The sequence below is a fragment of the Streptococcus sp. KHUD_014 genome, assembly GCF_051106275.1.
Classification (GTDB): Bacteria; Bacillota; Bacilli; order Lactobacillales; family Streptococcaceae; genus Streptococcus.
Map to the genome: position 1 here is coordinate 582,329 of NZ_CP193666.1, position 25,067 is coordinate 607,395.

Annotated in this window: 27 protein-coding genes and 1 pseudogene; 23 read left to right on the forward strand and 5 right to left on the reverse strand. The window is 40.4% G+C overall.

Annotated features, from left to right (window positions below; translation table 11 throughout):
- Nucleotides 1-14: 14 nt before the first annotated feature.
- Complete coding sequence (locus ACORHT_RS02865) at nt 15-563, reverse strand: NADPH-dependent FMN reductase (protein WP_434350546.1); 549 nt, start codon at nt 561-563, stop codon at nt 15-17.
- 268 nt (nt 564-831) lie between these two features.
- Here ACORHT_RS02865 and ACORHT_RS02870 point away from each other — a divergent pair, with 268 nt between their 5' ends.
- From ACORHT_RS02870 to ACORHT_RS02885, 4 genes are all read left to right on the forward strand, one after another.
- Nucleotides 832-1,320 carry a DUF5590 domain-containing protein gene (locus ACORHT_RS02870; RefSeq protein ID WP_254724453.1) on the forward strand — a complete coding sequence of 163 codons (489 nt, stop codon included), beginning with the start codon at nt 832-834 and terminating at the stop codon, nt 1,318-1,320.
- Entirely contained in the window at nt 1,317-2,495 is a 1,179-nt protein-coding gene (locus ACORHT_RS02875; RefSeq protein WP_434350547.1) for a pyridoxal phosphate-dependent aminotransferase, read from the forward strand. The genes ACORHT_RS02870 and ACORHT_RS02875 overlap by 4 nt, the downstream gene beginning before the upstream one ends.
- A gap of 149 nt (nt 2,496-2,644) precedes the next feature.
- A complete protein-coding gene (gene asnS / locus ACORHT_RS02880) occupies nt 2,645-3,988 on the forward strand; it encodes an asparagine--tRNA ligase (RefSeq protein ID WP_434350548.1) in 1,344 nt (447 codons plus the stop codon).
- 129 nt (nt 3,989-4,117) lie between these two features.
- Complete coding sequence (locus tag ACORHT_RS02885; RefSeq protein WP_006154672.1) at nt 4,118-4,885, forward strand: epoxyqueuosine reductase QueH; 768 nt, start codon at nt 4,118-4,120, stop codon at nt 4,883-4,885.
- 72 nt (nt 4,886-4,957) lie between these two features.
- Here ACORHT_RS02885 and ntdP read toward each other — a convergent pair whose 3' ends face one another.
- From ntdP to ACORHT_RS02900, 3 genes are all read right to left on the reverse strand, one after another.
- Nucleotides 4,958-5,491: a nucleoside tri-diphosphate phosphatase gene (ntdP, locus tag ACORHT_RS02890; RefSeq protein WP_004252157.1), complete on the reverse strand. Its 534-nt coding sequence runs from the start codon at nt 5,489-5,491 to the stop codon at nt 4,958-4,960.
- 88 nt (nt 5,492-5,579) lie between these two features.
- Entirely contained in the window at nt 5,580-6,356 is a 777-nt protein-coding gene (gene recX / locus ACORHT_RS02895) for a recombination regulator RecX (protein WP_434350549.1), read from the reverse strand.
- Between the two features lie 10 nt (nt 6,357-6,366).
- A complete protein-coding gene (locus ACORHT_RS02900; RefSeq protein ID WP_434350550.1) occupies nt 6,367-7,143 on the reverse strand; it encodes an aminoglycoside 3'-phosphotransferase in 777 nt (258 codons plus the stop codon).
- Between the two features lie 55 nt (nt 7,144-7,198).
- On the opposite strand from ACORHT_RS02900, the gene rlmD reads away from it, so the two are divergent.
- The 15 genes and pseudogenes from rlmD to ACORHT_RS02975 all read left to right on the forward strand — a co-directional run.
- Entirely contained in the window at nt 7,199-8,566 is a 1,368-nt protein-coding gene (gene rlmD / locus ACORHT_RS02905) for a 23S rRNA (uracil(1939)-C(5))-methyltransferase RlmD (RefSeq protein ID WP_434350551.1), read from the forward strand.
- A gap of 117 nt (nt 8,567-8,683) precedes the next feature.
- On the forward strand, nt 8,684-9,442 hold the full coding sequence (gene tpiA / locus ACORHT_RS02910; protein ID WP_045614233.1) for a triose-phosphate isomerase: 759 nt from the start codon (nt 8,684-8,686) through the stop codon (nt 9,440-9,442).
- Nucleotides 9,443-9,717: 275 nt separating this feature from the next.
- Nucleotides 9,718-11,454, forward strand: coding sequence for an ABC transporter ATP-binding protein (locus ACORHT_RS02915; protein WP_434350552.1), 1,737 nt, complete (start codon nt 9,718-9,720; stop codon nt 11,452-11,454).
- Between the two features lie 10 nt (nt 11,455-11,464).
- Entirely contained in the window at nt 11,465-13,246 is a 1,782-nt protein-coding gene (locus ACORHT_RS02920; protein ID WP_434350553.1) for an ABC transporter ATP-binding protein, read from the forward strand.
- A 147-nt stretch (nt 13,247-13,393) separates the two neighbouring features.
- On the forward strand, nt 13,394-13,912 hold the full coding sequence (locus ACORHT_RS02925; protein WP_006151429.1) for a Dps family protein: 519 nt from the start codon (nt 13,394-13,396) through the stop codon (nt 13,910-13,912).
- Nucleotides 13,913-14,039: 127 nt separating this feature from the next.
- The gene (locus ACORHT_RS02930; RefSeq protein ID WP_434350554.1) at nt 14,040-14,546 is read left to right on the forward strand and encodes a dihydrofolate reductase; all 507 of its coding nucleotides are present in this window, start codon (nt 14,040-14,042) and stop codon (nt 14,544-14,546) included.
- The gene (locus ACORHT_RS02935) at nt 14,546-14,716 is read left to right on the forward strand and encodes a hypothetical protein (protein WP_000442255.1); all 171 of its coding nucleotides are present in this window, start codon (nt 14,546-14,548) and stop codon (nt 14,714-14,716) included. The genes ACORHT_RS02930 and ACORHT_RS02935 overlap by 1 nt, the downstream gene beginning before the upstream one ends.
- A gap of 31 nt (nt 14,717-14,747) precedes the next feature.
- Nucleotides 14,748-15,980: an ATP-dependent Clp protease ATP-binding subunit ClpX gene (gene clpX / locus ACORHT_RS02940; RefSeq protein WP_223333495.1), complete on the forward strand. Its 1,233-nt coding sequence runs from the start codon at nt 14,748-14,750 to the stop codon at nt 15,978-15,980.
- Nucleotides 15,981-15,988: 8 nt separating this feature from the next.
- Entirely contained in the window at nt 15,989-16,576 is a 588-nt protein-coding gene (yihA, locus tag ACORHT_RS02945; RefSeq protein ID WP_434350555.1) for a ribosome biogenesis GTP-binding protein YihA/YsxC, read from the forward strand.
- A 9-nt stretch (nt 16,577-16,585) separates the two neighbouring features.
- Nucleotides 16,586-16,966, forward strand: coding sequence for a RidA family protein (locus ACORHT_RS02950; RefSeq protein WP_434350556.1), 381 nt, complete (start codon nt 16,586-16,588; stop codon nt 16,964-16,966).
- 51 nt (nt 16,967-17,017) lie between these two features.
- On the forward strand, nt 17,018-17,908 hold the full coding sequence (gene rapZ / locus ACORHT_RS02955) for an RNase adapter RapZ (RefSeq protein WP_434350557.1): 891 nt from the start codon (nt 17,018-17,020) through the stop codon (nt 17,906-17,908).
- A complete protein-coding gene (locus ACORHT_RS02960) occupies nt 17,905-18,882 on the forward strand; it encodes a YvcK family protein (protein WP_434350558.1) in 978 nt (325 codons plus the stop codon). The genes rapZ and ACORHT_RS02960 overlap by 4 nt, the downstream gene beginning before the upstream one ends.
- Nucleotides 18,879-19,790: a DNA-binding protein WhiA gene (whiA, locus tag ACORHT_RS02965; protein ID WP_434350559.1), complete on the forward strand. Its 912-nt coding sequence runs from the start codon at nt 18,879-18,881 to the stop codon at nt 19,788-19,790. Before ACORHT_RS02960 ends, whiA begins: the two co-directional genes overlap by 4 nt.
- Nucleotides 19,791-19,806: 16 nt before the next feature.
- Nucleotides 19,807-20,037: a hypothetical protein gene (locus ACORHT_RS02970; protein ID WP_414321109.1), complete on the forward strand. Its 231-nt coding sequence runs from the start codon at nt 19,807-19,809 to the stop codon at nt 20,035-20,037.
- 80 nt (nt 20,038-20,117) lie between these two features.
- Nucleotides 20,118-20,467 (forward strand): annotated as a pseudogene (locus ACORHT_RS02975) (stress-induced protein); the annotation flags it as partial.
- 40 nt (nt 20,468-20,507) lie between these two features.
- On the opposite strand, the gene ACORHT_RS02980 reads toward ACORHT_RS02975, so the two are convergent.
- Nucleotides 20,508-21,476: an NAD(P)/FAD-dependent oxidoreductase gene (locus ACORHT_RS02980; protein WP_434350560.1), complete on the reverse strand. Its 969-nt coding sequence runs from the start codon at nt 21,474-21,476 to the stop codon at nt 20,508-20,510.
- Between the two features lie 133 nt (nt 21,477-21,609).
- On the opposite strand from ACORHT_RS02980, the gene cdaA reads away from it, so the two are divergent.
- From cdaA to ACORHT_RS03000, 4 genes are all read left to right on the forward strand, one after another.
- Nucleotides 21,610-22,467, forward strand: a complete 858-nt coding sequence (gene cdaA, locus ACORHT_RS02985; RefSeq protein WP_414321111.1) for a diadenylate cyclase CdaA — start codon at nt 21,610-21,612, stop codon at nt 22,465-22,467.
- Nucleotides 22,454-23,245, forward strand: a complete 792-nt coding sequence (locus tag ACORHT_RS02990; RefSeq protein WP_434350561.1) for a CdaR family protein — start codon at nt 22,454-22,456, stop codon at nt 23,243-23,245. The genes cdaA and ACORHT_RS02990 overlap by 14 nt, the downstream gene beginning before the upstream one ends.
- Nucleotides 23,246-23,271: 26 nt before the next feature.
- Entirely contained in the window at nt 23,272-24,621 is a 1,350-nt protein-coding gene (gene glmM / locus ACORHT_RS02995; RefSeq protein WP_434350562.1) for a phosphoglucosamine mutase, read from the forward strand.
- A gap of 71 nt (nt 24,622-24,692) precedes the next feature.
- Nucleotides 24,693-25,067, forward strand: a complete 375-nt coding sequence (locus ACORHT_RS03000) for a DUF1149 family protein (RefSeq protein ID WP_001050083.1) — start codon at nt 24,693-24,695, stop codon at nt 25,065-25,067.

The following is a 25,067-nucleotide window of genomic DNA, read 5'->3' on the forward strand; positions in this document are numbered from 1 at the left end:
TACTATCTTTTTTATTATTGAATAGCTTGAAGTAAATCTTCAGCTTGTTTTTCTAGAGAAGCAGCAACGCTATCTTCAAGGACTAGTTTACTATCTGCCCAAGCAGAATCATTGACATGAGCTGCGGTAAAATCGCCAACGACTTGTGTACGGATAAATGGTAGAAGGTCTTTGTAGATTGCAAAGAGTTGATCGTGTCCGGCATTTGCTACAGAAGATACAGTTACAATCTTATCTTGAAGTGCAGAAGCTCCACGAGTGTCAGACAAGTCAATAGCACGTGAAAGCCAATCAAGCAAGTTTTTCACTGTTCCAGGAATTGAGAAGTTATAGACTGGAGAGAAAATCCAAATAGCATCCGCAGCTTGAACTGCTTCACGAGCAGCTGCAACAGTAGGAAGTGTTGGAACTTCAAGATCTTGGCTAAAGAGAGGAATTGCAGAGTAGTCAAGATAGCTAACTTCAGCCTTGCCTGCAAGGACTTTTTCAGCTTCTAGTGCCATTTGATGGTTGAAAGAACCTTCACGAAGTGAGCCAACAATAAATAATACTTTTTTAGACATAGGGAGTCTCCTTTAAATTTCAATCTTTTAATCAGAATCACTCTGTTGTTATAATATATGTTACAACACGATAAAATCATTTGCAAGGGATATGCTCAGAAAATAAAATCAATAGAATCTAAGTTTTTAATTAAAAATGAAGACCATAGAAAAGTCTATAAAAACACGGCTTGAAGTTATGTAATGATATCCTAAAAACGTATTGAAAATCCAGATTCCTCCCCTAACTTCACTTGTAATTCACTAGGATAGATGGTAAAATAGACGAGTGAAAAAGAGACAGAAAAAAGAAAAAAATTCCCTATTATTTCAGTACATTATTGGTATAACTTTGTTAACTCTAGTCATCACTTCTTCCTTTCTCTACTTGGTATGGCTCAGCATGAAGCCTTATCAAACTGCAAAGGTTGAAGGTGAGAGACTCGCTAAGCAGTATGCAAATCTAGAAACGGTTAGCCAGATTGATATCTTCAATGGTTTAGAAAGCTATTATAGTGTTCTTGGCCAAGATAAGAACCAGAAACCAGTTGCTGTCTTAATAGAGAAAAGTAGCAACAATATTTACGTATATCAACTAGAAAATGGTACTTCTCGAGAAAAAGCAGAAGCAGTTGTCAGAGAAAAAGGAGCAACTGAGATCGACAAGATTACCTTCGGACGGTACGCTGAAAAGCCTGTCTGGGAAATCAAGTCTGGAGGAGACTATTATCTAGTAGATTTTGAATCTGGCGCCTTAGTCGAAAAGGAGAAACAATGAAATTATCCAAACGTGTCTTAGAGATGGAAGAAAGCGTTACTCTGGCTAGTGATGCAAGAGCAAAGAAGTTAAAAGCTGAAGGAAAAGACGTTCTTTTCTTGACTTTAGGTCAGCCCGATTTTCATACTCCTGAAAATATTCAGGATGCTGCGGTTGCAGCCATTCGAGATGGTCGCGCGTCTTTCTATACGGTAGCTTCAGGTTTGCCTGAGTTAAAAGCAGCAGTCAATACCTATTTTGAACGTTACTATGGGTATTCTGTATCAGCTAACGAGGTGACTTTTGCGACTGGTGCCAAGTTTTCCCTTTATACTTTCTTTATGGCTGTTATCAACCCTGGAGATGAGGTAATCATTCCTACTCCTTACTGGGTCAGCTATGGGGATCAGGTTAAGATGGCAGAAGGTCTTCCAGTATTTGTCCAAGCCAAGGAAGACAATCACTTTAAAGTAACTGTGGAGCAATTAGAAGCTGTTCGCACAGGTAAGACCAAAGTCTTGGTTCTTAACTCACCATCTAATCCTACCGGTATGATCTATTCTCGTGAGGAACTCTTGGCCATCGGAAATTGGGCTGTTGAACATGATATTCTCATCCTGGCCGATGATATTTATGGTCGTTTGGTTTATAATGGGAACGAATTTGTTCCAATCTCTAGTCTGTCAGAAGCTATTCGCAAACAAACTATTGTCATCAATGGAGTGTCTAAGGCCTACGCTATGACAGGATGGCGTGTTGGTTATGCAGTAGGTGATCCAGAAATTATTGCTGCTATGAGTAAACTAACAGGTCAAACAACTTCTAACCTAACCGCTGTTTCACAATACGCAACAATCGAGGCCTTAACTGGTCCACAAGACTCCGTAGAAACCATGCGTCAGGCTTTCGAGGAACGTCTCAATACCATTTATCCACTCTTGTGCCAAGTCCCTGGCTTTGAAGTAGTCAAACCGCAAGGAGCTTTCTATCTCTTCCCAAATGTCAAAAAAGCTATGGAGATGAAAGGCTATACAGATGTAACAGAATTTACAACGGCTATTCTTGAGGAAGTTGGTCTGGCCTTGATTACAGGAGCAGGATTTGGAGCACCAGAGAATGTCCGTCTCAGCTATGCGACAGACCTAGATACACTCAAAGAAGCTATTCGTCGCTTGCACCAATTTATGGAAAAATAAAAATAAGATCTTCGTCGTCTTGACGGAGATTTTTTTGGATATAACCTGAGATTTTTCTCTGATAGAATCTAGCTATCAGGCATTATTTGTGGTACAATAGTGGGTAATAATGTCTTTGGACAAGTTAAACAAAAAAAGGAAGATAAAACATGACAAAACGTGTAACAATTATCGAAGTAAAAGACTACGTTGGTCAAGAAGTCACTATTGGTGCTTGGGTTGCTAACAAGTCAGGAAAAGGGAAAATTGCCTTCTTGCAATTGCGTGACGGAACTGCCTTCTTCCAAGGTGTGGCTTTCAAACCAAACTTTATTGAGAAATTTGGTGAAGAAGTAGGACTTGAGAAGTTTGATGTCATCAAACGCTTGAGCCAAGAAACTTCTGTTTATGTGACAGGAATTGTCAAAGAAGACGAACGTTCTAAGTTTGGTTATGAGCTCGATATTACAGACATCGAAGTGATTGGTGAATCTCAAGACTACCCAATCACACCAAAAGAACACGGAACAGATTTCTTGATGGATAACCGCCACTTGTGGCTGCGTTCACGCAAACAAGTCGCTGTGATGCAAATCCGTAACGCCATTATCTATGCAACTTATGAGTTTTTTGATAAGAACGGCTTCATCAAATTTGATAGTCCAATCTTGTCTGGTAACGCTGCCGAAGATTCTACAGAATTGTTTGAGACAGACTACTTTGGGACTCCAGCATACTTGAGCCAATCTGGTCAGCTTTATCTTGAAGCTGGTGCTATGGCCCTTGGACGTGTATTCGACTTTGGACCTGTATTCCGTGCGGAAAAATCTAAGACTCGCCGTCACTTGACTGAGTTCTGGATGATGGATGCGGAGTACTCATACTTGACACATGATGAGTCACTTGACTTGCAAGAAGCTTATGTTAAAGCTCTGCTCCAAGGCGTTCTAGATCGTGCTCCTCAAGCCTTGGAAACCTTGGAACGTGATACAGAGCTCTTGAAACGCTACATTGCAGAGCCATTTAAACGCATCACTTATGATGAAGCCATTGACCTCTTGCAAGAGCATGAAAATGATGAAGACGCTGACTATGAACATCTCGAGCATGGAGATGACTTTGGTTCTCCACACGAAACTTGGATTTCAAACCACTTTGGTGTGCCAACTTTCGTGATTAACTACCCAGCAGCTATCAAAGCTTTCTACATGAAACCAGTTCCTGGTAACCCAGATCGCGTGCTTTGTGCAGACTTGCTCGCACCAGAAGGTTACGGAGAAATCATTGGTGGTTCAATGCGTGAGGAAGACTACGATGCCCTTGTAGCGAAGATGGAATCACTTGGTATGGATCGTACAGAGTACGAATTCTACCTTGACCTTCGTAAATACGGTACCGTACCACACGGTGGATTTGGTATCGGTATTGAGCGTATGGTTACCTTCGCAGCAGGTACAAAACACATCCGTGAAGCTATTCCATTCCCACGTATGTTGCACCGTATCAAACCTTAATAACCATAAAAACGCCAGTTGGCGTTTTTACTTTTAATGTAATCATTCTATAGATTCATGAATGCACAATAGCTTATTTGCCCAAAGTATCATCCTGTGGTACAATAGCAAGAAGAAAAGGAGAAGAGGATGATTGATGTAGAAGAAATTCTAAGCAAGATGAATCCCAATCAAAAGATCAACTATGACCGTGTCATGCAAAAGATGGTCCAAGTTTGGGAAAAAAATGAAGAGAGACCAACTATTCTTATGCACGTCTGTTGTGCTCCCTGTAGCACCTACACACTAGAGTACTTGACCAAGTATGCAGATGTGACTATTTATTTTGCAAATTCAAATATCCATCCCAAAGCAGAGTATCATAAGCGTGCCTATGTGACCAAAAAATTTGTTAGTGATTTCAATGAGCGAACTGGCAACAAGGTCCAATACCTGGAAGCACCATACGAACCTAATGAATATCGTAAACTGGTCCGTGGTTTGGAAGAAGAACCCGAAGGTGGCGACCGCTGCAAGGTTTGTTTTGACTATCGCTTGGACAAGACAGCGCAGGTGGCAATGGACTTAGGATTTGACTACTTTGGTTCGGCCCTGACGATCAGCCCTCATAAAAACTCGCAAACCATCAACAGTATTGGAATTGATGTGCAAAAAATCTACACTACTCATTATCTTCCGAGTGACTTTAAGAAAAATCAAGGCTACAAACGATCTGTAGAAATGTGTGAAGAGTATGATATCTATCGCCAATGCTACTGTGGCTGTGTTTATGCCGCTCAAGCCCAGAATATTGATTTGGTACAGGTCAAGAAGGATGCAACAGCCTTTATGGTAGATAAGGATATTGAGAAAGATTATTCTCACATTAAATTTACCGTTACGAAATTAGACATTTAAAGGAAAACCTGCCGCAAGGCAGGTTTTTTCTCATAAAAAAGGTCAGGATTTTAATCCTGACCTTTGACAACTTTACCGATTCTTTAGTTCTACGTAGCGTTTGTACCAAATGTTGACATAGGCTTCTGAGAAGGGACCTCGTTCATTGTTAATCCAATCAACAAGAATCTTAACATGCTCTTTCAAAATATAGTCTAAATCATCAGGATAATTCATCTTGCGCTTGTGACGTTCATACTCTTCGACGTCCAAAAGGCGTTTCTCACCATCTGTAAAAACTTTAACATCCAAATCATAGTCGATGTATTTTAAAGCTTCTTCGTCCAGATAATAAGGGCTAGCCATGTTGCAGTAGTAGGAAATCCCATTATCACGGATCATGGCAATGATATTAAACCAATATTTTTTGTGAAAGTAAACAATAGCCGGTTCTCGAGTTACCCAACGACGACCGTCACTTTCGGTAACAAGTGTGTGGTCGTTGACGCCGATAATAGCGTTCTCTGTTGTTTTTAGTACCATGGTGTCTCGCCAAGTACGGTGAAGACTCCCATCATGCTTATAACTTTGAATTGTAATAAAGTCGCCTTCTTTTGGAAGTTTCATAACTAACCAACTTTCTACAATTTATAAGTTTATCGTTTACTATTGTATCACATTTTTGTTTAAAGTTCTTAGTTTTTTTATGAAAAAGTTAAAGATATTCTCTGAGAGCGCTAGCTATATCCGAAAAATCGTAGCCTTTTCGTGCTAAAACTTGGGTCAAACGCTGTTTAAGTTCGTATCCTTCATACTTTCGTGAGTATTTTGGGTATTGTTTATCGAGCTCTTTAAAAATTAGCTCCTGAACAGTTTCTTCATCGACCTGGCTATCCAGTTGATCAAAGGCAGTTTTGGCTTCCGAGTAGGAAAAACCTTTGTTGGTCAGACTTTGGATAATCTTATCTTGTAGAGCACGGGCAGGTAACTTGCCCTGATATTTTTTCAGTAGTTTTTCGGCTGTACGCTCTGCGACTTCCATCATGTCAAATTCTTGTAAGACTTCTTGGATAATGGATTTGGTAACACCCTTTTGAGAGATTTTCTGTATCAATAGATAGCTTCCCTTGTCACCAGATAGCTGATTGGAATTGATGATCGCATAGGCATACTGACGGTCATTGATCCAGTTGTCATCCTTGAGGTCTTGGATGACTTGTGGTATGATTTTCTCATCAATCTCATGTTTAACTAAATAGTCTCTGACTTCTTTTTCAGTACGGGCCTTGAAGGATAAGTGGTAGAGGGCCAGATTTTTTCCGTAGGAAAATTGTGCGAAGGTCTGAATTTCTGCAAACTCTTGAGGACTAATTTCCTTATCCTTGGTCAACATAAAGCGAACAATGGTATCCTCGGTAATATAGCAGGTTTGGTCGCTATCAAGTTCTAACAGATAGAGACGTTTTTTCTTTTCTAATTTTGTGATTTTCATGGTTTTCCTTTTATCCAAACGCTTCAAAGGCAGCAACGAGTCGAAGTTTATTTACATCGACCTGTTCTCTCCCATAATAGTCAAGAAATAGTTCAGCGTATTTAGGGTCATGTAGGTTATAGTTGAGGGACCAAATTGCCCAAAAGAGATCGATATGTCGGTCACTGAAATCAGCTAAGCCAAGGTCAATAAAGCAAGAGAAGTGGTCAGCCTCTTTTAGAATAAAGTTCGGTAGACAGGCATCCCCGTGAATAAAGGCATCTGTCTTTAAAAGGTGCCCTTGTTCTCGAATGAGCTGGAAGGCCTCTTCACGGCTGCTAATCTGGAATTGGGGTAGGAGAGCCTTGGCATAGAACTCCCCTTTTTCATAGTTTTTAAAGGCTCTGTCTTTATAAGTCTGTAAATGATTATCTGATGGAAAATTTTTCGGATAAAAGCTGTGAAGTTTTTTAAGAGCCTCGGCCAAGGTTCGGCAGATTTTTTCTGGCTGGTCTAAAAAAGCGAGAGTATCATGACCAATAGCCTCATTCGTCAGAAGGTAGTCTTTATCTGTAGATAGATAGTGGATGACTGGAGTTCCTATTCCCTCTTGTTCAAACCAACTTGCAATTCTAGCTTCTCGCTCTAATCTTCCCTTTTGATCTATTTTCAAATAGTAACCTGAATCAAGATAGAGAACCCTTACGCCTGAATGAGAAGAGCTGTCAGCAAGAGTTGCTCCCTCTATATAAGTTCGTAATTGCTCAGGAAAATCCAATGGGGAAAAATGAGATATCTTTGTATTCATGGTTTTATTGTAACATATTCTTAAACATTGAGAAACTACGTGGTATAATAGACTTATGAGTCTTAAAGTCAAACAAAAAATTCCATTAAAAATTAAGCGTATGGGGATTAACGGGGAAGGTATCGGATTTTTCCAGAAAACCCTTGTTTTTGTTCCTGGAGCCCTCAAGGGAGAAGATATCTATTGTCAGGTGACTTCTGTCAAGCGTAACTATGCTGAGGCTAAACTCCTTGAGGTCAATAAAAAATCTAAGTTTCGAGTGGTCCCAGACTGCACCATTTATAATGAGTGTGGAGGCTGTCAAATCATGCACCTGCATTATGACAAGCAGCTGGAGTTCAAGACGGATCTTCTCCATCAAGCTCTGAAAAAATTTGCACCTGCTGGTTATGAAAACTATGAAATTAGACCAACTATTGGCATGCAAGAACCCAAATATTATCGAGCTAAACTACAATTCCAAACTCGAAAGTTCAAAGGTCAAGTCAAGGCAGGTTTGTATGCTCAAAATTCGCATTATCTAGTTGAATTAAAAGACTGCCTGGTTCAAGACAAGGAGACACAAGCTATTGCCAACCGCATTGCTGAGCTCTTGACCTACCATCAAATTCCGATTACAGATGAACGGAAAATTCTTGGAGTTCGGACCATCATGGTACGTCGAGCACGGAAAACTGGTCAAGTCCAGATTATCATCGTAACCAATCGTCAATTGAACCTGACTCAATTTGTGAAAGACCTAGTCAAGGATTATCCTGAAGTGGTGGCTGTAGCTGTCAATACCAACACGGCTAAAACTTCTGAGATTTATGGGGACAAGACAGAGATTATTTGGGGACAGGATAGTATTCGTGAGGGTGTATTAGACTATGAGTTTTCTCTCTCACCACGAGCTTTTTACCAACTCAATCCTGAACAGACTGAAATTCTCTATAGTGAAGCCGTTAAGGCCTTGGACGTAAATGAGAATGACCATCTGATTGATGCCTATTGTGGTGTTGGAACCATTGGTTTTGCCTTTGCTAAAAAAGTTAAAAGTCTGAGGGGGATGGATATTATTCCAGAAGCTATTGAGGATGCCAAAGAAAATGCCAAGCGCATGGGTTATACCAATACTCACTATGAGGCTGGAACTGCAGAAGAAATCATCCCTCGTTGGTACAAGGAAGGCTATCGTGCCGATGCCTTGATTGTAGACCCGCCACGTACTGGTTTAGATGACAAGCTCTTGGATACCATCGTTAAATACGCTCCTGAAAAGATGGTCTACATTTCCTGCAATGTATCTACCCTGGCGCGTGATTTAGTCCGCTTGGTTGAAGTCTATGACCTGCATTATATCCAGTCAGTTGATATGTTTCCGCACACGGCTAGGACAGAAGCAGTGGTTAAATTAACTAGGAGAAAGCCAGACTCTAAATAGAATTGACGACTGGAAAGTATTTGAAAAGAAGACTTCTAGTTACAGAGTAAGATTTGCAAGCTCCCTCTATTTATGATAAAATAAGTAGAAAATAAAATGAAAAAAGAGGTATGTGAAATGTCACGTAAACCATTTATCGCTGGTAACTGGAAAATGAACAAAAACCCAGAAGAAGCAAAAGCATTTGTTGAAGCAGTAGCATCAAAACTTCCTTCATCAGACCTTGTTGAAGCTGGTATCGCAGTTCCTGCTCTTGACTTGACAACTGTTCTTGCTGCTGCTAAAGGTTCAAACCTTAAAGTTGCTGCTCAAAACTGCTACTTTGAAAATGCTGGTGCTTTCACTGGTGAAACTAGCCCACAAGTTTTGAAAGAAATCGGTACTGACTATGTTGTGATCGGTCACTCAGAGCGTCGTGACTACTTCCACGAAACAGATGAAGACATCAACAAAAAAGCAAAAGCAATCTTTGCTAACGGTATGCTTCCAATCATCTGTTGTGGTGAGTCTCTTGAAACTTACGAAGCAGGAAAAGCTGCTGAATTCGTAGGTGCTCAAGTTTCAGCTGCTCTTGCAGGATTGACTGCAGAACAAGTAGCTTCATCAGTTATCGCTTATGAGCCAATCTGGGCTATCGGTACTGGTAAATCAGCTTCACAAGACGATGCACAAAAAATGTGTAAAGTTGTTCGTGACGTTGTAGCAGCCGACTTTGGTCAAGAAGTAGCTGATAAAGTACGTGTTCAATACGGTGGTTCAGTTAAACCTGAAAACGTTGCAGAATACATGGCTTGTCCAGACGTTGACGGAGCTCTTGTTGGTGGTGCATCACTTGACCCAGAAAGCTTCTTGGCATTGCTTGACTTTGTAAAATAATCTTTAAGTATCTCAGACAGACAGTTCCCTCTCTCGAGGTTTTGACTGCCTGTCTTCTTTTTAGTAAAATGGCGTGCGTAAGCACGCTCTTTTCTGCATTTTATACTCAATGAAAATCAAAGAGCAAACTAGGAAGCGAGCTGCAGGTTGCTCAAAACACCGTTTTGAGGTTGTGGATAGAACTGACGAAGTCAGTAACACATATACGGCAAGACGAAGCTGACGTGGTTTGAAGAGATTTTTGAAGAGTATTAGAAGAAAAAGATAGGAGAATCATGCTGTATATTTGGTCTTATCTCAAACGCTATCCCAAGTGGCTAGTTTTAGACTTTCTCGGGGCGATTTTCTTTGTTGTTGTCAATCTCGGACTACCGACTGTTCTTGCTCGCATGATTGACCAGGGGATTAATCAAGGTAATGAAGAAAAGCTCTATTTTTGGGCTATCGTAATGTTGGTTATTATCGTCTTGGGGACATTTGGGCGGGTTGTTCTATCCTATGCTGCTAGTAAACTGACCACCAATATGGTTAAGGACATGCGAAATGATGTTTATGCTAAATTGCAAGAGTATTCTCATCACGAATATGAACAAATTGGTGTTTCTTCATTGGTTACTCGTATTACCAGTGATGCCTTTGTCCTTATGCAGTTTGCTGAGCAGACGCTTAAGCTGGGTGTTATCACTCCCATGATGATGCTGTCGAGTATTCTCATGATTTTCTTAACCAGCCCCTCACTAGCCTGGATTGTTGCTTTTTCAGTTCCTTTTCTAGCTGTAGTAGTCCTTTATGTGGCAGTGAAAACGCGCCCCTTATCTGAAAAACAACAGAAAACACTGGACAAGATAAACCAATATGTCCGTGAAAATTTGATGGGCTTGCGAGTGATTCGTGCTTTTGCTCGTGAAGACTTCCAAGAAAACCGTTTCGAAGAAAAAAATGCGATCTATGCGGATAATTCAAATCGTTTGTTCAAATTGACTGGTTTGACAGAGCCGCTTTTTGTGCAAATCATTATTGCTATGATTGTAGCTATCGTTTGGTTTGCTCTAGATCCTCTCAAGCAAGGAAGTTTGCAGATTGGGGATTTGGTAGCCTTCATCGAGTATAGCTTCCACGCTCTCTTGTCCTTCCTTTTCTTGTCAAACCTCTTTACCATGTATCCACGTACGGCTGTGTCTAGTGAGCGTTTGAAGGAAATCATGGATATGCCTATTTCTATTGATCCAAATGAGGACGGAATTCAAGAAACAGAAACCCATGGTTACTTAGAATTTGATAATGTGACCTTTGCCTATCCTGGGGAAACAGAAAGCCCTGTTTTGCATAATATTTCCTTTACTGCTAAACCAGGGGAAACCATTGCTTTTATCGGTTCGACTGGGTCAGGTAAGTCTACTCTGGTTCAGTTAATTCCTCGTTTTTATGATGTTACACTGGGGAAAATTAAGGTCGATGGTGTTGATGTCCGGGATTACCGTCTCAAATCACTCCGCCAGAAAATTGGATTTATTCCACAAAAAGCCTTGCTCTTTACAGGGACTATCGCAGATAATCTCCGTTACGGAAAAGAGGACGCCAGTCATGAGGACTTGCACCAAGCAGCTGATGTAGCCCAAGCCAAAGACTTTATCGAGAGTCGAGAAGAAGGTTTTGCAACTCATCTAGCTGAAGGGGGAAGCAATCTATCAGGTGGTCAAAAGCAACGCTTGTCGATTGCCCGCGCAGTCATCAAGGGTCCAGATATCTATATCTTTGATGATTCCTTCTCAGCCTTGGACTACCGTACAGATGCTATCTTGCGCCGTCGTCTCAAGGAAGTGACTCAAGATGCTACGGTATTGATTGTTGCGCAACGTGTTGGAACCATTATGGATGCGGACCAGATTATCGTCCTTGATAAGGGCGAAATCGTTGGTCGTGGACGTCATGAAGAATTGATGGAAACCAATGACATCTATCGAGAAATTGCTGAGTCGCAGTTGAAAAATGCGTCTCTGACAGAAGAATAGGAGGTAAAGGATGAAACAACAATCTAGCCTAGCTCGTCTATGGAGTTATTTAAAAGCCTACCGTTTCTCTGTTTTCTTTGCAGTCTTCTTGAAAATAGTCAGCGTCATAATGAGTGTTATCGAGCCATTCATATTGGGGCTTGCTATCACTGAGTTAACCAGCAACCTCCTTGCCATGGCAAATGGTGTTGCAGGAGCAGGTATTAATACTAGCTATATCGCAGTAATTCTAGTGATTTATCTCTTGCGTGGGCTTTTCTATGAGTTGGGTTCTTATTACTCAAACTATTTCATGACCAATGCTGTCCAGTCTATGATACAGGATTTGCGAAATGAAATGAGCGAAAAAATCAACCGCATCCCTGTGTCTTACTTTGACAAGCACCAATTTGGAGATTTGCTGGGACGTTTTACTAGTGATGTAGAGACCGTATCTAATGCACTCCAACAATCCTTCTTACAGATTGTTAATGCAGTCTTTACCATTATTTTTGTTATGGGTATGGTCCTCTATCTAAATCTTCAGTTGGCTATCATTGTTATCTTGTCGATTCCAGTGACTTATTTTGGAGCCAAAACAATTCTAAATCGTTCGCAGCCATACTTTAAACAGCAGGCAGCTATATTGGGACGTATGAATGGATTTGTACAGGAAAACTTGACAGGTTTCAATGTTTTAAAACTTTTCGGACGCGAAGAAAACTCTCAAGAGAGATTTGAAAAGATTACGGATGAATTGCAACAAGTCGGATTTAAGGCGAGCTTTATTTCAGGTTTGATGATGCCTGCCCTTCACATCGTATCTGATTTAACCTACCTGATTGTTGCAGTATTAGGTGGATTGCAGGTTATTGCAGGGCATTTGACGATTGGTAATATGCAGGCCTTCGTTCAGTATGTGTGGCAGGTCAGTCAACCAATCCAAAACATTACTCAATTAGCTGGGCAAATGCAAAGTGCTAAGTCTTCGCTTGATCGTGTCTTCGAAGTTTTAGATGAACAGGAAGAAGTTCAAACTGCTGAAGTGAAAGAACTAGCACCATTGACAGGTCAAGTTAGTTTCAAAAATGTCGATTTCCAATATGTGGAAAACAAACCATTGATTCGCAATTTTAATTTAGATGTTGAACCTGGAGAGATGGTAGCTATCGTTGGACCTACCGGAGCAGGGAAAACAACCTTGATTAACCTTCTCATGCGTTTTTACGATGTGACAGCTGGTGCCATTTTAGTGGATGGCCAAGATATTCGTGACTTGTCTCGTCAGGACTATCGTCGACAGTTTGGGATGGTCCTACAGGATGCCTGGCTCTATGAAGGCAGTATCAAGGAAAATCTTCGCTTTGGAAATCTGGATGCAACAGATGAAGAAATCGTTGAAGCTGCTAAGGCGGCCAATGTTGACCACTTTATCCGCACCCTTCCTGGTGGCTATAACATGGAAATGAACCAAGAGTCAAGTAATATTTCTCTTGGGCAAAAACAGTTGTTAACTATCGCGCGTGCTCTCTTGGCGGATCCTACAATCTTAATTTTAGACGAAGCGACCTCATCAGTCGATACTCGTTTAGAACTCTTGATTCAAAAGGCCATGAAACGTTTGATGAAGGGGAGAACAAGCTTTGTTATCGCCCATCGACTTTCCACTATTCAGGAAGCTGACAAAATTTTGGTACTTAAAGATGGACAGATAATCGAACAGGGAAATCATGAAAGTCTTTTGGCTGCAAAAGGTTTCTATTATGATCTTTATCAAAGTCAATTTTCTGGTAAAGACACAGAAAACAACTAAAAATTACAGTTTCCTATTCTTAAATTATCAGTCTATTAAGACTTTTCTCAGATAGTACACTTTCCTTGATATCGTATTAGGAGAGTAGTATACTTATACTATAACCACTGATAAAGTGGCTATAAAAAATGAAAAGAGGTAATAAATATGGTTGAATTGAAAAAAGATGCTTTAAAAGACGTAACAACATTATCTAAATCAGCGCCAGAAGCGCTAGTAAATACAAAGGAAGTTTTGAATCAAGCCGTAGCTGACTTGTACGTAGCACATATCGCTCTTCATCAAGTACATTGGTACATGCGTGGACGTGGATTCATGGTATGGCATCCTAAGATGGATGAATACATGGATAGTCTAGATGCTTACCTTGATGAAATCAGTGAACGCTTGATTACACTTGGTGGCAAACCATACTCTACTTTGACAGAATTCCTTCAACACAGTGAAATCGAAGAAGGAATTGGAGAATTCCGTAACGTAGAAGAAAGTTTGGAACGTGTCCTTGAAATTTATCGTTACCTTATCACTCTTTTCCAAAAAGCTTTGGATGTAACAGATGAAGAAGGTGATGATGTAACCAATGATATCTTCGTTGGTGCTAAGGCAGATCTTGAAAAAACAGTCTGGATGCTTGCAGCAGAATTAGGACAAACACCTGGTTTGTAAGATACTGTATTTTTCTAAAAATCCGTAGAAGTTTTCTACGGATTTTTTCTATTCAGGAGGGCATTCCAAAACAGTCTTTTTTGAAGTTTTTTGATAAAATAGAACTATCAATGAAAAGGATGAAAGCATGACAAAGAAAATCGTAGCCATTTGGGCTCAAGATGAAAAGGGTGTAATCGGAAAAGAGGATCGTTTACCTTGGCATTTGCCAGCAGAGTTAAAACATTTTAAAGAAACAACCTTGAATCATGCCATTTTAATGGGTCGTGTAACCTTTGATGGGATGGGTCGACGTTTGCTTCCAGGACGTGAGACCTTGATTTTGACGCGCAATCCTGAAGAGTCAATTGAGGGTGCTCTGGTTTTCCAAAATGTTGAGGATGTTTTAGACTGGTATCATCATCAGGCTAAGAATCTCTATATCCTTGGTGGTAAACAGATTTTTCAGCTTTTTGAACCTTATCTCGATGAGATTATTGTGACACAAATTCATGCTCAAGTTGAAGGGGATACCTATTTCCCAGAAGATTTTGACTTGACTGCTTTTGAGACTGTTTCAAGCAAATCTTATTCCAAAGATGAGAAAAATGTCTATGATTTTACCATCGAATATAGAAAGAGAAAGGAAGTCTAATGGAGCGTAGTATTTTTGGATTTTTTACAGCTCTTTTGTGTGCTGTCTGTCTTGTAGCTGGAACACACGCTTTTCGTAAAAAGCGCTTTGGACTTGCTACTCTGCTTTGGCTAAATGCTTTCACAAACTTGGTGAATAGCATTCATGCTTTTTATATGACCTTATTTTAGATAGAATGAATAGTTAGAACGGAAGGGAATCATGCCTACAAATAGGAAAAATGATATGATGGTTTATTGCTCATTTTGTGGCAAAAGCCAAGAAGAAGTTAAAAAAATAATTGCTGGGAACAATGCCTTTATCTGTAATGAATGTGTGGAGTTGGCTCAGGAAATTATTCGTGAGGAGTTGGCTGAGGAAGTTTTGGCGGACTTGTCTGAGGTACCAAAACCAATCGAACTCCTAAATATTTTGAACCACTATGTGATTGGTCAAGATCGTGCCAAACGTGCTCTGGCAGTGGCTGTATATAACCACTACAAACGCATCAATTTCCATGACACTCGTGAAGAGACTGAAGATGTGGATTTGCAAAAGTCAAACATTCTAATGATTGGCCCAACTGGATCAGGGAAGACTTTCCTTGCTCAGACTCTTGCTAGAAGTTTGAATGTACCATTTGCCATTGCTGATGCAACAGCTCTTACTGAAGCTGGTTATGTGGGTGAGGACGTTGAAAATATCCTCCTCAAACTCTTGCAGGCAGCTGACTTTAACATTGAACGTGCAGAGCGTGGGATTATCTACGTTGATGAGATTGACAAGATTGCCAAGAAGAGCGAGAACGTATCCATCACGCGTGATGTATCTGGTGAAGGTGTGCAACAAGCCCTCCTCAAGATTATCGAAGGTACAGTAGCAAGTGTTCCTCCACAAGGTGGACGCAAACATCCACAACAAGAAATGATTCAAGTAGACACCAAGAATATCCTCTTCATCGTGGGTGGTGCCTTTGATGGAATCGAAGAAATTGTCAAACAGCGTCTTGGTGAAAAAGTTATCGGTTTCGGACAAAATAGCAAGGCTATTGACGAAAACAGCTCATACATGCAAGAAATCATTGCAGAAGATATTCAGAAATTCGGTATTATTCCTGAATTAATTGGACGCTTGCCTGTCTTTGCAGCCTTGGAGCAGTTGACAGTAGATGACTTGGTTCGCATTTTGAAAGAGCCAAGAAATGCCTTGGTTAAACAATACCAGACCTTGCTTTCATATGACGATGTGGAGCTTGAATTTGACGATGAGGCTCTCCAAGAGATCGCTAACAAAGCTATTGAACGTAAGACTGGTGCGCGTGGTCTTCGCTCAATCATCGAAGAAACCATGCTAGATGTTATGTTTGAAGTTCCAAGTCAAGAAAATGTGAAAACTGTTCGTATCACAAAAGAAGCAGTTGATGGAACAGCTAAGCCAATTCTAGAGACAGCCTAGAGGTGACTATGGAAATCAATACATACAATGCTGAGATTTTGCTGAGTGCAGCTAACAAATCTCACTATCCGCAGGATGACCTTCCTGAGATTGCTCTTGCAGGTCGCTCAAATGTTGGGAAGTCAAGCTTTATCAATACCATGCTCAATCGTAAAAATCTTGCTCGTACCTCTGGAAAACCAGGGAAAACACAACTACTTAATTTCTTTAATATTGATGATAAGATGCGTTTTGTAGATGTGCCTGGTTACGGTTATGCCCGTGTGTCCAAAAAGGAACGCGAAAAGTGGGGACGCATGATTGAGGAGTACTTAACCACTCGAGAAAATCTTCGAGCAGTTGTCAGTCTTGTTGACCTTCGTCATGATCCGACGGCAGATGATGTACAGATGTACGAATTTCTTAAATATTATGAGATTCCTGTCATCATTGTGGCGACCAAGGCAGACAAGATTCCGCGTGGTAAATGGAACAAGCACGAATCAGCTATTAAAAAGAAATTAAATTTTGATCCAAGCGATGATTTTATCCTCTTTTCATCCGTAACAAAAGCAGGAATGGATCAAGCTTGGGATGCTATTTTAGAAAAATTGTGAGGAATACAAATGGCAAAAACAATTCATACAGATAAAGCTCCAAAAGCAATCGGACCCTATGTTCAAGGGAAAATCGTTGGTAATCTTTTATTTGCTAGCGGGCAAGTTCCTCTTTCGCCTGAAACTGGGGAGATTGTAGGAGAGACCATCCAAGAACAGACAGAACAAGTCTTGAAAAACATTGGTGCTATTTTGGCAGAAGCGGGAACGGACTTTGATCACGTTGTCAAAACAACTTGCTTCTTGAGCGATATGAACGACTTTGTACCTTTCAATGAGGTGTACCAAACAGCCTTTAATAAGGAATTTCCAGTTCGTTCAGCTGTAGAAGTAGCTCGTCTTCCTCGCGATGTAAAAATAGAAATTGAAGTCATCGCAGAGATTGGGTGAGTTATTTGAAGTTTGGTTCTTCCAAACTTCTTTTGATATAAGGAGACAAAGATGACAAAGAAACAACTTCACCTGGTAATTGTGACAGGTATGAGTGGTGCAGGGAAAACTGTAGCTATTCAATCCTTCGAAGATTTAGGCTACTTTACCATTGATAATATGCCACCAGCCCTCTTACCAAAATTTTTGCAGTTGGTTGAGACTAAGGATGATGACCACAAATTAGCTTTGGTAGTGGACATGCGTAGCCGTTCTTTCTTCTCAGAGATTCAGGCTGTCTTGGATGAATTGGAAAATCAAGATGATTTAGACTTTAAAATCCTCTTTTTGGATGCGGCTGATAAGGAATTGGTGGCACGCTATAAGGAGACTAGAAGAAGTCACCCTCTGGCAGCAGATGGTCGTATCTTGGACGGAATCAAGTTGGAACGGGAACTCTTGGCACCATTAAAAAATATGAGCCAAAACGTGGTAGACACGACAGAGTTAACTCCCCGTGAACTCCGTAAGACTATTGCAGAGCAGTTTTCAGATCAAGAACAGGCTCAGTCCTTCCGTATTGAGGTTATGTCTTTCGGATTTAAATACGGTATTCCAATTGATGCTGACTTAGTTTTTGATGTTCGTTTCCTCCCAAATCCTTACTATCTGCCAGAACTTCGTAATCAAACAGGTGCAGACCAAGCTGTTTACGATTATGTCATGAAACATGAGGAATCCGAAAACTTTTATACTCATTTGTTGGCCTTGATTGAACCAATTTTACCAGGCTATAAAAAAGAGGGTAAATCTGTCTTAACCATTGCAGTTGGTTGTACTGGTGGTCAACACCGAAGTGTTGCCTTTGCCAAGCGTTTAGCAAATGATTTGTCTAAAAATTGGCCAGTAAATGAAAGTCATCGTGATAAAGATCGAAGAAAGGAAACGGTAAACCGTTCATGAGAAAACCCAAAATTACGGTGATTGGTGGGGGAACTGGAATCCCCGTTATCTTAAAAAGTTTAAGGGAAAAGGATGTCGAGATCGCAGCGATTGTAACTGTTGCTGATGATGGAGGTTCTTCAGGTGAACTTCGTAAAAACATTCAACAGTTAACACCACCAGGTGATTTGCGTAATGTCCTTGTAGCCATGTCAGATATGCCAAAATTCTATGAAAAGGTCTTTCAATACCGTTTTTCAGAGGATGCAGGTGCTTTTGCTGGTCATCCATTAGGAAACATTATCATAGCTGGATTATCTGAAATGCAGGGTTCGACCTATAATGCCATGCAATTGCTGAGTAAATTCTTCCATACTACAGGGAAGATTTTCCCATCAAGTGACCATCCTTTGACACTCCATGCTGTCTTTAAAGATGGGACAGAGGTAGCTGGCGAGAGTCACATTGCTGATCATCCAGGCATGATTGATCATGTTTACGTCACTAATACGCTTGATGATGAGAAACCTGAAGCTAGCCGCCGGGTGGTTAACACTATTCTCGAAAGTGATATGATTGTCTTGGGACCAGGTTCACTCTTTACTTCGATTTTGCCTAATATTGTTATTGAAGAAATTGGTCAGGCGCTTCTGGAAACCAAGGCTGAAATTGCCTATGTCTGCAATATCATGACCCAGCGTGGAGAGACCGAGCATTTCACAGATAGTGATCACGTAGAAGTCTTGCATCGTCATTTGGGTAGACCATTTATTGATACAGTACTCGTCAATATCGAGAAGGTTCCGAGGGATTATATGGATACCAACCGATTTGATGAGTATTTAGTACAGGTTGAGCATGATTTTGAGGGACTGCATCAACAAGTTCCCCGTGTGATTTCGTCTAATTTCCTTCGTTTGGAAAATGGTGGTGCCTTCCACGATGGAGATTTAATTGTTGATGAATTGATGCGCATTATACAGGTGAGAAAATGAGCTTCACAGTAGCAGTAAAAGAAGAAATCCTAGGTCAACACCATCTGAGCCGTTATGAGTTATCAGCAATTATCAAGATGTCAGGTAGTATTGGTTTATCGAGCTCTGGCTTGACCTTGTCCGTTATTACAGAAAACGCTAAGCTTGCTCGCCATCTCTATGAATCTTTCTTACACTTCTATGGTATCAAGTCGGAGATTCGCCATCATCAGAGGAGTAATCTTCGTAAAAATCGAGTCTATACTGTTTTTACGGATGAGCGAGTCCAAGAACTACTCAGTGATTTGCACTTGGCAGACTCCTTCTTTGGATTAGAGACTGGTATTGCGCCTGAAATTCTAGCAGATGAGGAAGCAGGTCGTGCCTATCTCTGTGGAGCCTTTTTGGCAAACGGAAGTATTCGGGATCCAGACTCTGGTAAATACCAGCTTGAGATCAGCTCAGTCTATCTGGACCATGCCCAAGGGATTGCGGCGCTTCTTCAGCATTTCTTGTTGGATGCCAAGGTGATTGAACGAAAAAAAGGTGCAGTGACCTATCTTCAGCGTGCTGAGGATATCATGGACTTTCTTATAGTTATTGGAGCTATGCAGGCGCGTGATATTTTCGAAGGCATCAAAATTTTACGTGAAACCCGTAATGATCTCAATCGTGCTAATAATGCAGAGACGGCTAATATTGCTCGGACGGTTTCAGCAAGCATGAAAACCATCAACAATATCAGTAAAATCAAAGATAGAATTGGCTTGGATAATCTTCCAGCAGATTTGCAGGAAGTCGCCCGTCTGAGGATCCAGCACCCTGATTACTCTATCCAACGATTAGCAGATAGTCTCAGTAATCCCATGACCAAGAGTGGTGTAAACCACAGACTGAGAAAGATAAATAAAATAGCAGACGAACTGTAGATAGGTACAATAGAAAATGACTAATCTTTATAATAAGTTGAATGAGCGTATATATGATAATTGCAAGATGTATTATGATAAGTACTTAGAGCAAGATGAGTTGACTAATGAACAATCTGGGATTATGGGTGGACTATATCAGTCATTAAACATCGTTGCAAACGAATATCTTATCAATAACGAAAATGAAAACTCAAAATATAGAGATTTGCTTAACAAAATCGAAAAGTTATTAGGAATAATGTAAAACATCCCCTTTTTTACTATATGCAATGAAATCATAAGTATAAAATGCTTCTGATTTTTTGTTTGAAAGGATGTTTAAAATTGCCTAGAGATGGGACTAAAAATTTAATACCAGTTACAGAACGAAGCAAAGATGAAATAAGAGCTATTAGCTCAAAAGGAGGAAAAGCGTCTGGCATAGCTAGAAGAAAAAAAGGTGATCTAATAAAGCATTTGAAACCCTCTTATCTTTGGATGTGACGGATAGTAAAATCAAGAAACAACTTGAAGAAATAGGTATGGCTGGCAACAATGAGGCGTTACTAGCCTTTGCAATCTTTCAGCAAGTTGTAAAAGGCAATCAGAAAGCAACTGAGAACATAATCAAGCTGACCAATACTAAAGATAAATACGATATACGAGAGCAGAAAGATTGCATCAAAGCGCTCAAGAACTCTAAAACCACGAATCCTAGGATCCGTGGTTTTTTTCTTATAAACTTGTTGAGTGTTTTGGTTGAACTTTTTGTTCTGGGTCAATGTAGTTAATGGCATTATTGACAGCAGTTGGTGCTTCTCCAAGACCTGTCGCAATCAAGTCAATCTTACCCTCATAGTAGCAGCAGTCACCAATAGCGTAAATTCCAGCTTGGTTGGATTCTTGCTTGCTGTTTACGATAATCTTGTGGCGGTTAAGGTCTAATCCCCAATTTTTAAGATTACCGACAGAAGATTTAAAGCCATAGTTGACAAAGAGGTGGTCCAACTCAATGCTTTCTGTCTCCTCGGATTTAACTTTTGTTATTTCAAGCTTGTCTAAAGTTTTTCCATCTCCAAGAAGCTGACTTGGCACAAAAGGTGTTTTGATAGTCACAGAAGACTCTTGCAAGGCTTGGACGCTATGCTCAAGAGCACGGAAGTTATCGCGACGGTGCACAAGTGTTGTTGGAGCAATCTTCTCAAAAGCTAAAGCCCAGTCAACGGCTGAGTCACCACCACCCAGGACGGTTACCTTCTTACCAGCATATTGTTGAATATTCGAAACGTGGTAGTGGATATTGTCATAGCCTTCCACGCCTTCTAATTCTAGTGGACGAGGTTTAAAGGCACCACCACCCATAGCGATAATGACCGTTTTAGTCAGGTGACTTCCTTTATTGGTAGTAATAGTAAAATGGTCCTCGTTTTTTACTATATCTAGGACAGTTTCATTGAGGTGAACAGGGGTATCAAAACCTTCTAATTGTTCTAACAAGCGACTAGTCAATTCCTCCCCTGTAAGGTTTGGAAAACCTGGGACATCAAGAATTTGTTTTTCAGGATAAAGGATGGCAGGTTGCCCCCCTAGTTGAGGAAGAGAGTCGATGATTTGGACCTTGGCCTGGCGCAGATGAGAATAGAAGGCTGCGAAGAGACCGACAGGACCACCTCCTACAATGGTAATATCAAATAATTCAGACATGATTTCTCCTTAATAATTTCTATTTTCTTATTCTATCATATTTTCTGCTAATGTAAAATGAAGTAGGATGAAGAAAATTTTCATAGAAAATGATATAATGAAGAGAAGTTTTTTTATGGAGAGGAGGCCTAGAATGAATTTTCAGCAATTATCTAATCTTCAATACTGGTCTAGTTTGTTTTCCAGTCCTTGGAGTATTGCGATAAATGTGATTGATATTCTAATTGTTGCATATTTCTTATATCAGTTTACAAAATCAATTGCAGGAACTAAAATTATGATTTTAGTTCGTGGGGTTTTGGTCTTTATTCTAGCTCAGATTATCGCCAACACTCTAGGCTTGACAACCATTTCCTGGTTGATCAATCAATTGATTACTTATGGGGTTATTGCAGCAGTTGTCATCTTTTCTCCAGAGATTCGGACAGGCTTGGAACGATTGGGGCGTGCAACAGACTTCTTTTCAAGTACACCCATCAGTTCAGAAGAACAGATGATTCAGGCATTTGTCAAAGCAGTCGAATACATGAGCCCGAGAAAGATTGGAGCCTTAGTAGCTGTACAGCGAGTCAGGACCTTGCAGGAGTATATTGCAACGGGGATTTCTCTAGATGCTAAGATATCAGCAGAACTTTTGATCAACATCTTCATCCCAAACACACCTTTACATGATGGAGCAGTGATTATTAAAGGGGATCGCCTAGCCGTAACTTCTGCCTATCTACCATTGACGGAAAATACAGGTATTTCAAAAGAATTTGGAACGCGACATCGGGCAGCCATTGGCTTGTCTGAAGTCTCAGATGCGCTTACTTTTGTAGTTTCAGAGGAAACTGGGGGTATTTCAATAACCCATAATGGTGTCTTTAAGCATGGTTTGACAATTGAAGAGTTTGAAGGAGAACTACGTCGTATTCTTATTCCAGAAAATTCACAAGAGCCAAGTTTAACGGAACGTATATTTGGAGGTTGGAAGAATGAAAAAAAATAGTTTATATATCATTTCCTCGCTCCTCTTTGCCTGTGTGCTATTTATCTATGCTACCTCTATCAATTATCAAAATACGAATAATGCTAGAACAACTAGGACAGAGACCTATACCAATACAGTCTTAAATGTACCGATTGATATCCAATATGACAGCGATCAGTACTTTATTAGTGGTTTTAGTTCAGAAGTGACAGTCTTCTTGAGTGGATCTAATCGAGTGACCTTGGCTAGTGAGATGCAAGAAAGCACCCGTAAGTTTACCGTCAAGGCAGACCTAACGCAAGCTACCGAAGGGACGATAGAAGTTCCTCTAAGCATTGAAAATCTTCCCAGTGGCTTAACAGCTATCGCAACGCCACAGAAAATTACTGTTAAAATTGGGAAAAAGGTAACACGGGACAATCTACCAGTTGTTCCACAAATTGATTCCAGTCAGATTGATGAACGGATTCTCATTGACAGTGTGACAGTTTCAGATCAACGGGTTTCAGTTACCAGTGATGCTGACACCCTGTCTAAGATTGATAAGATTGTGGCTGTTTTACCAACGAGTGAGCAAATTTCAGGGAATTACTCTGGTTCTGTGCCTCTTCAAGCAGTTGATAAAAATGGAACAGTTTTACCAACGGTCATTACACCCTATGAAACAACTATGAAAGTAACGACGAAACAAGTTCGATCAGCAAGTAGTTCTAACTCTTCAACGACAAGCTCATCTTCGGACAATTCGTCTTCAAGTGGTTCTGAAACCAAGCCAGACTCTTCAAAAAAAGACTAATAAAACACAATAGAAAAGGATAAAAAATGGGTAAATATTTTGGAACGGACGGAGTCCGTGGAGAAGCAAACGTAGAATTAACGCCAGAATTGGCTTTTAAACTTGGTCGTTTCGGAGGTTATGTCCTCAGTCAACATACGACTGAAGCGCCGAAAGTTTTTGTAGGACGCGACACACGTATTTCAGGTCAAATGCTTGAAGCTGCCTTGATTGCTGGACTCCTTTCAGTCGGAATTCACGTTTATAAACTTGGTGTTCTTGCAACACCAGCAGTAGCGTACTTGGTTAAAACTGAGGGAGCCAGTGCAGGTGTTATGATTTCGGCTAGTCACAACCCAGCCCTTGATAACGGTATTAAATTCTTTGGTGGTGACGGCTTTAAACTTGACGATGACAAGGAAGCAGAAATCGAAGCCTTGCTTGATGCCAGCGAAGATACTCTTCCACGTCCAAGCGCTGAAGGTTTAGGTACTGTTGTTGATTATCCAGAAGGATTGCGTAAGTATGAATCCTACCTTGTTTCAACTGGAACTCCTCTTGATGGAATGAGGGTTGCCTTGGATACAGCCAATGGTGCAGCTTCTACAAGTGCCCGTCAAATTTTTGCAGATCTAGGTGCTCAATTAACAGTTATCGGTGAAACACCAGATGGCCTTAACATCAACTTGAACGTTGGTTCAACTCATCCAGAAGCCTTGCAAGAACTTGTAAAAGAAAGCGGGTCAGCTATCGGTTTGGCCTTTGATGGGGATAGTGACCGTTTGATTGCTGTTGATGAAAATGGAGAAATCGTTGATGGTGACAAGATTATGTACATCATCGGGAAATACCTTTCTGAAAAAGGTCAATTGGCTCAAAATACGATCGTAACAACCGTTATGTCTAACCTTGGTTTCCATAAGGCCTTGGACCGTGAAGGTATTAATAAAGCAGTCACTGCTGTTGGAGACCGCTATGTCGTTGAAGAAATGAGAAAGTCTGGCTACAATCTCGGAGGTGAGCAGTCTGGTCACGTTATCTTGATGGACTACAATACAACTGGTGATGGTCAGTTATCAGCTGTGCAATTGACGAAGATCATGCAAGAAACAGGCAATAGCTTGTCTCAATTGGCTTCAGAAGTGACTATTTACCCACAAAAATTAGTCAATATTCGTGTGGAAAATGCTATGAAAGAAAAGGCAATGGAAGTTCCTGCTATCAAAGCCATTATCGAGAAGATGGAAGCAGAAATGGCAGGAAATGGTCGCATCCTAGTTCGTCCGAGCGGAACAGAACCACTCTTGCGAGTGATGGCTGAAGCGCCTACAACAGCAGAAGTGGACTACTACGTGGATACTATTGCCCAAGTTGTTAAAACTGAGATTGGTATTTAGTAAATCTAGCAGAAAATAAAAAAATATGGTACAATGGCAACTATATTGTAATTGTACAAATGGAGATGAAAATGAATTTAAAACGTGAACAAGAATTTGTCAGCCAGTATCACTTTGATGCGCGTAACTTTGAATGGGAAAATGAAAATGGAGCACCTGAAACTAAGGTTGATGTGAACTTCCAGTTGCTTCAGCATGATCAAGATAATCAAGTTACTTCTTTGGTAGTTGTTTTGAGCTTTATGATTGTCTTTGATAGATTTGTCATTAGTGGAACGATTTCTCAAGTCAATCATGTTGAAGGTCGTATTGTCGACCAACCAAGTGATTTCAACCAAGAAGAAGTTGAGACACTAGCTCGTCCATGTTTGGATATGCTTAATCGTTTGACTTACGAAGTAACAGAAATTGCCCTTGATTTACCGGGAATTAATTTGGAGTTTTAA